The sequence below is a fragment of the Mesorhizobium sp. M7A.F.Ca.AU.001.01.1.1 genome (assembly GCF_004022735.1).
GTDB lineage: Bacteria > Pseudomonadota > Alphaproteobacteria > Rhizobiales > Rhizobiaceae > Mesorhizobium > Mesorhizobium ciceri.
Window position 1 is genome coordinate 1 of record NZ_RZPF01000386.1, and the last position, 6,135, is coordinate 6,135.

Genomic DNA, 6,135 nt, shown 5'->3' on the forward strand with positions numbered 1-6,135 from the left:
GTCTTGATCGGCTGGTTGAGCAGGATCTGGTTGCGGTTGATCGAAAAACCTTCCGCCGTCAGCAGATCGGCGATGTCGCGGGTCGAAACGGAACCGTAAAGCTGACCGGTTTCGCCGGCGGAGCGAACGGCGATGAAGCTCTTGCCGTCGAGCTTTTCAGCGACCTGGGCCGCTTCCGACTTGCGCTCGAGGTTGCGGGCTTCAAGCTGGGCGCGCTGGCCTTCGAACTTCTTCTTGTTGGCTTCGTTGGCGCGCAGCGCCTTGCCCTGCGGCAGCAGGAAGTTACGGGCGAAGCCGTCCTTGACCTTGACGGTATCGCCCATCTGGCCGAGGCGGGAAACGCGTTCGAGAAGAATGACGTCCATGGATTTGTTCCTTTGGTTGGACGCCAATCGATCGATGAGATCGGCGCCGAATGTCTTGGGAACAGGTCAGGAAGCTTGAGCGCCTTTGGCGCTGGTGTCGCTGTCCTGCCTGTGCGGCAGTTAGAGGTTTTGACCTCAACCCGGGATTTGATGTTCAACCCTGCGGCGCCCGTCGCCGTGGGAGAAGAGCGGGCGGCGAACCGCCCGCATTTGAGATATTAGCGAACCACGTAGGGCAGCAGGCCGAGGAAGCGGGCGCGCTTGATCGCCTTGGCGAGTTCGCGCTGCTTCTTCTGGCTGACGGCGGTGATGCGCGACGGCACGATCTTGCCACGCTCGGAAATGTAGCGCTGCAGCAGACGCACGTCCTTGTAGTCGATCTTGGGCGCGTTGGCGCCGGAGAACGGGCAGGTCTTGCGGCGGCGATGGAACGGGCGCCGGGTCGGGATCTGATTGATGTCGACCATTATTCTGCACCCCCTTCAAAGCCTTCGCGCGGACGGCGCGGACCACGATCGGCACCGGCGTCGCCGAACGAGCGCGGCGGACGATCGCCACGGTCGCCGCGATCACGATCGCCGAACGAACGCGGACCACGATCGCCACGGTCACGGTCGCCGAAGCCGCCGCGTTCCGAGCGCTCTTCGCGCTTCTGCATCATGGCCGACGGGCCTTCCTCATGCGCCTCGACCTTGATGGTCAGGAAACGCAGCACGTCTTCGGACAGGCCCATCTGGCGCTCCATCTCGTTGAGCGCGGCCGCCGGGCAATTCAGGTCCATCAGCGTGTAGTAAGCCTTCCGGTTCTTGTTGACCCGGTAGGTGAGGGACTTCAGTCCCCAGTTCTCGACCCGGCCGACGGACCCGCCATTTGCGGAGATGACACCCTTGTACTGTTCGACAAGCGCATCGACCTGCTGCTGCGAGAGGTCCTGCCGGGCAAGAAACACATGTTCGTAAAGAGCCATTATGTCTTATGCCTTTCTTCGTTTCTCTCCCGGTTCCCGGCGGCAAAAGCCTCTGCAACTTCTCTGACCCGCAAACCCTCGAGGGGCAGGGGGAAGAAAGGAGCATGACGAGACGGTCGAGAGCGGAGACACGGGAGGCGGAAGCACTTCCGGCTTCACACGAAGGTTCTGAAAAACCTCCGGCCCTCCGTTCAGCCCCCAGCAAGGACCGGCAGATTGCGGGCGTCTATACAGCAATCCGGCCGCAAAGCAAGGGCAAGCGGCATTCCCGTGTGTCGCAGGCGACGATCGGGAGCAGCAACGGCCGGAGTCGTGGTTTCCGGCAACCACGTCTTAACCACACCAGCAGGTTGTGTGGAGTTGAAGCCTGGCCGTCAACGGTCGATTCATCATGGAAGGCGCAAAAGCCCGGACAACCGCGCAAAAGCGGCAAGCATTTCCGGGGGTAAGGATGCTTCTCAACAAATTCTGGCGCTCGAAGAGCGGCAATTTCACGCTTGTGCTGGGACTGGGTTTGCCGGTCATCCTGACGGCAGTCGCTTTCGCAACCGATGTCTCGACCCTTATGCGGGCCAAGAGCAATTTGCAGAACGCTCTCGATTCGGCAAACCTTGCTTCTTCGCATCTTGGCGATCTCGACATCACCCGCAATGACGCTTTCAACCGCTATTTCCAGGCCAACATCGTCGGTCATGGCGAGCTCGACAATGCGCAGGCGACGTTGACTGTCGACAAGGGCGTCAACTTCGTCAAGACCAAGGCGGTTGCCTCGGCGGACGTCCATCTCAACTTCGCCTTCCTGTTCGGCGACAGCAAGCACATCGTGGTCGATGCCTCGGCGGTCGAATCGAACAACCAGCTCGAAGTCGTGCTGGTGCTGGACAACACCGGCTCGATGGCCGGCGCGCGGATGACGGCGCTGAGGACGGCGACAAAATCGTTGCTCGACACGCTCGAAGCGGCGAAATCGCCAACGCGCAAGATCCGCGCCTCGCTGGTTCCTTTCGTGACGGCCGTCAATGTCAATGGCGACGGCTTCGACCCGTCCTGGATCGACATGGACGGCAAGTCCTCAACCAACGGCGTCAATTTTCCCGTCATCGACGGCAAGCGGCCGAACCACATGGCGCTTTTCAAACAGCTCAAGAAGACCGGATGGGCCGATGCCGGATGGAATGGCACCGGATGGAAAGGTTGCGTCGAGGCGCGGCCAGGCGCTTACAATATCTCCGACACGCCACCCGACCCGGCCAAGCCCGACACGCTGTTCGTGCCCTACTTTGCGCCGGATGATCCCGAAGACGCCCAGAAGCCGTCTGGCTCCTATGGCAATTCGGATAAATACTACAACAACTCCTATCTCAACGATGTCAGCGACAAAACCAGGCTTGCCCAGTCGGGCATCAACATTCTGGGCATCGATCTCAGCAACCTGCTCGGCAATCTCATCGAACTTCTGTCGCCCGATGACAGGGATGCCAGGGAAAAGATCGCCAAATATGTTGCGCCCGCCAAGGAACTCATCACCGAGATCGGCTCTCCCGTCACTGTCGGCCCGAACCGTGCGTGTCCGACCCCGGTGGTCCCCCTGACCGACGATTTCGACAAGCTGCGCAAGGCGGCCAGTCAGATGACCGAGTGGAATGGCTCGGGTACCAATGTCTCCGAGGGCCTGTCATGGGGTATGCGTGTGCTGTCGCCCGCCGCGCCCTACACCGACGGAGCGCCTTGGAAGACGCCCGGCATCAGCAAGATCGTGCTGTTGCTCACCGACGGCGAGAACGTCGTCTATGGCGCCAGCGAACAAGAACCGACAAAGTCGGATTACACATCCTATGGCTATCTGGCTGGCGGCCGCTTCGGATCGGACAACCAGACGACCGCTGCGCGCAATGTCGACGGCTGGACCAAAAACGTTTGCACGCAATTGAAGAACGAGGGCGTGCAGATCTACACCATGGTGCTGCAATCCGACACCGCAGCCAACCGTGCGCTTTACAGCGCCTGCGCCTCGGATCCGAGCAACTATTATGCCGTCAACGATCCGACCAAACTGCCGAACGTGTTCCTTCAGATCGCCAACAACTTCACGAAGCTGCAATTGACCAACTGAACACGCGAACCGAGACGGACCAGCAGGCTCTGAGGAAATCGCTGGCCTCAACTCGTATGGGCGGCGACAATCTTGTCGACCGTTTCGGGGAAGAAGTCGGGCGCTGCGTGGCGTTTGCCGAACATCATATCGTACTGCAGCAGGCGGAAATCGCGGATCGCCGGATCGATCTCCTTCTGCCGCGCCCAATCGGGCGTGGCCTCGCCAGCCGGCGTCAGCAGCAAATTGCGGTCGACGACACGGTAGTGTTCGCTCATCTCGCCCAGGAAGCCGGTGTAGTAGGGATGGCTGATGCCGGCCGTCTTCAGGATATGATAGGGCAGGAAGGCCGGGCTGACAGCGCCCATGTGCTCAGCCGGCCCGGTGCGGTTCGACCAGATGACCAGCGGCGTCTCATGATGCTCGAGGGCAGCCTCGGGCGACGCTTCCTTGCGCGGCGCGACATTGTCCTTCAGGAAGCCGGTTTCGACATAGACCGGCCCGAGCGGCGGCAGATGGTCGCCGAAGAAGGCGATCACGGTTGGGCGGGAGCGTGTCTTTGCCCATTCGACGAGGCGTTCGAGACCGCGATCGGCATCGGCTGAGCCTTCGGCGTAGCTGAGCAGCGATTCGCGCGCCCACTGGCTGATCGGCGCCTGCACCCTGTGCGTGGGACTGTAATAGCGGTTCGGTTCGTAGGGACCGTGGTTTTGCAGGCTGACCGCAAAGAAGAACACCGGCTCTTCGCTGGCGTCGGCCTCGCTGATGATCTCGTCGGTCATCGCGGCATCCGATGCCAGTGGCCCGCGCTTTTGCATTGGCGGCAGCGTCTCTTCCGACTTGAAATCGTTGAAGCCGAAATCGGCGTAGACCGCGCCACGGTTCCAGAACCAGTTGGTGCCCGGATGGATGGCGCGCGCCCGATAACCCTGGCTCTTGAGGAAGGTTGCCAGCGACGGCGTCGGCGTGCGCACATATTGCTGGTAGGGGATGCTGCCGGCCGGCAGGAACGCGTTGGAGAAGCCGGTCAGCGCCTCGAACTCGATATTGGCGGTCATGCCGCCGAACTCCGGCGAGAACATCGAGCCGGAGCGCAGCGCCCGCACATTGGGGATCGGATCGGGCGTGATGGTGACGCCGGGCAGCTTGGTCGGGTCCCAGAAGGACTCGCTCATGACGATGATGATGTCAGGCTTCTCGGCCGGCACCGAGGCGGTCACATCGGGCCTGGCGATCGCCGCGATCGCCTTGTCGGAATAGCCCGGCGGCGCAGAGACATGCGCCATCGGCACATTGAGCGCAAAGGCCAGCGCAAAACCGTTGGAGGCATAGTTTTCCTTCTGGTCCCACATGATCGGGATGATCTGCAACCGGTCCCTGGTCCAGGAGAAGGTGGCATAGTCCATGATCGAAACGAAGAAGGCGAGCAGCGGCACTGCCAGCGTCAGCCGCGCAAGGCGTCCCTTGCGGCTGAGTGCGGGAACCTTGCGGCGCCACATCCGCCAGCCATAGACGAGCAGCGACAGGCCGGCGACGATGCCGACGACCATGGCGAGCGCGGTCATCGGCCGGTCGCGCACCAAAAGCGGCAACAGCGCGAAGATCTGGCGGGCATAGAGGAAATCGGTCGGATAGAGCGGATCGCCGAGATAATGCGACTTCTGGTGGCCGACGAAGGCAAGCGATAGCGTCAGCGGCGCGACGATCATCAGGCTCTGATGGCTGCGGCCCAGCACCGCATCGAGGCCGATCAGGATCAGCGCGAACACGACGATGGTGGTCCAGCCCGGCTTGAGCGGCTGCAGGAAGAAGGAGACCGTGCCGGCAAAGTCGCCGCGCACGATCAGTTCGATGGCAAACACCAGGACGGCGGCGATCGCCAGGCTGATCAGCCCATAGCGCACGACCGGCCATCTCCTGCCCGGCAGATAGCCGGTGGAGGGGTCGTCTTCCAGGAACTGTGGCGCGGCCTTGCCGGCGCGTTTGTAACTCTTTGCCACTTTAACTTCCCCACCCAGCGACAAGCACGTCACTCGATTGTCATGGAATTGTCACGCAAAGCTAGCGCCTGTGGCCAAAATAAGAAGAGCCAGCAAACGAATCGTGAGCGGTTTTCATCAGGAGTGATCGCCAAAAAGCCTTTCGGAACAGGCACTCGGCGGATGAAGCTGCGGTCGAGCAGGGTCGAACCGGGCTTGACTTGGCGGCCTGCCTTGCGTCACAGGCAAGAAAAACTCGTCTATCAGGCAAGCAAAACCAGCCCTTGGGAGCCCGCGCATGGCCGTTGCATTCACCTTTCCTGGACAAGGCAGCCAGGCAGTCGGCATGGGCAAGGATCTCGCCGAGGCCTTTCCCGAGGCGCGCAGAATTTTCCAGGAAGTCGACGACGCGCTCGGCGAAAACCTGTCGAAGCTGATCTGGGAAGGGCCGGAAGAGACGTTGATGCTGACCGCCAACGCGCAGCCGGCGCTGATGGCGGTGTCGCTGGCCGCGATCCGGGCGCTGGAATCGCGCGGCTTCTCGCTGAAAGGCAAGGTCGCCTATGTCGCCGGTCATTCGCTGGGCGAATATTCGGCGCTCGCGGCCGCTGGCTTCGTTTCGGTTGCCGATGCCGCCAGGCTGCTGCGCATCCGCGGCAATGCCATGCAGGCGGCGGTGCCGGCCGGCGAGGGCGCCATGGCGGCGATCATCGGATTGGAACAGGCCGATGT

The 6,135-nt window shown here is 61.8% G+C and carries 6 protein-coding genes; 2 read left to right on the forward strand and 4 right to left on the reverse strand.

Features of this window, described 5'->3' with window-relative positions:
• The 3 genes from rplI to rpsF all read right to left on the reverse strand — a co-directional run.
• A partial coding sequence (gene rplI, locus EN884_RS21890; RefSeq protein WP_128360731.1) for a 50S ribosomal protein L9 occupies positions 1 to 365 on the reverse strand: 365 nt, incomplete at its 3' end.
• A gap of 218 nt (positions 366 to 583) precedes the next feature.
• A complete protein-coding gene (gene rpsR / locus EN884_RS21895) occupies positions 584 to 832 on the reverse strand; it encodes a 30S ribosomal protein S18 (RefSeq protein WP_006203718.1) in 249 nt (82 codons plus the stop codon).
• Positions 832 to 1,332: a 30S ribosomal protein S6 gene (gene rpsF, locus EN884_RS21900; protein ID WP_013532520.1), complete on the reverse strand. Its 501-nt coding sequence runs from the start codon at positions 1,330 to 1,332 to the stop codon at positions 832 to 834. The genes rpsR and rpsF overlap by 1 nt, the downstream gene beginning before the upstream one ends.
• A gap of 451 nt (positions 1,333 to 1,783) precedes the next feature.
• On the opposite strand from rpsF, the gene EN884_RS21905 reads away from it, so the two are divergent.
• Positions 1,784 to 3,445, forward strand: coding sequence for a pilus assembly protein (locus tag EN884_RS21905; protein WP_063167703.1), 1,662 nt, complete (start codon positions 1,784 to 1,786; stop codon positions 3,443 to 3,445).
• Between the two features lie 47 nt (positions 3,446 to 3,492).
• On the opposite strand, the gene EN884_RS21910 is transcribed toward EN884_RS21905, so the two are convergent.
• The gene (locus EN884_RS21910; RefSeq protein ID WP_024504319.1) at positions 3,493 to 5,424 is read right to left on the reverse strand and encodes an LTA synthase family protein; all 1,932 of its coding nucleotides are present in this window, start codon (positions 5,422 to 5,424) and stop codon (positions 3,493 to 3,495) included.
• A gap of 277 nt (positions 5,425 to 5,701) precedes the next feature.
• Between EN884_RS21910 and EN884_RS21915 the strand changes: the two genes are divergently transcribed.
• Positions 5,702 to 6,135, forward strand: a 434-nt coding sequence (locus EN884_RS21915) for an ACP S-malonyltransferase (RefSeq protein ID WP_164895101.1), incomplete at its 3' end; no start/stop codon positions are given.

Excerpts from the sequence above, each read along its gene's own strand:
- EN884_RS21905 (WP_063167703.1), top strand. The coding sequence starts at position 1,784 with ATGCTTCTCAACAAATTCTGGCGCTCGAAGAGCGGCAATTTCACGCTT.
- rpsF (WP_013532520.1), bottom strand. The coding sequence starts at position 1,332 with ATGGCTCTTTACGAACATGTGTTTCTTGCCCGGCAGGACCTCTCGCAG.
- rpsR (WP_006203718.1), bottom strand. The coding sequence starts at position 832 with ATGGTCGACATCAATCAGATCCCGACCCGGCGCCCGTTCCATCGCCGC.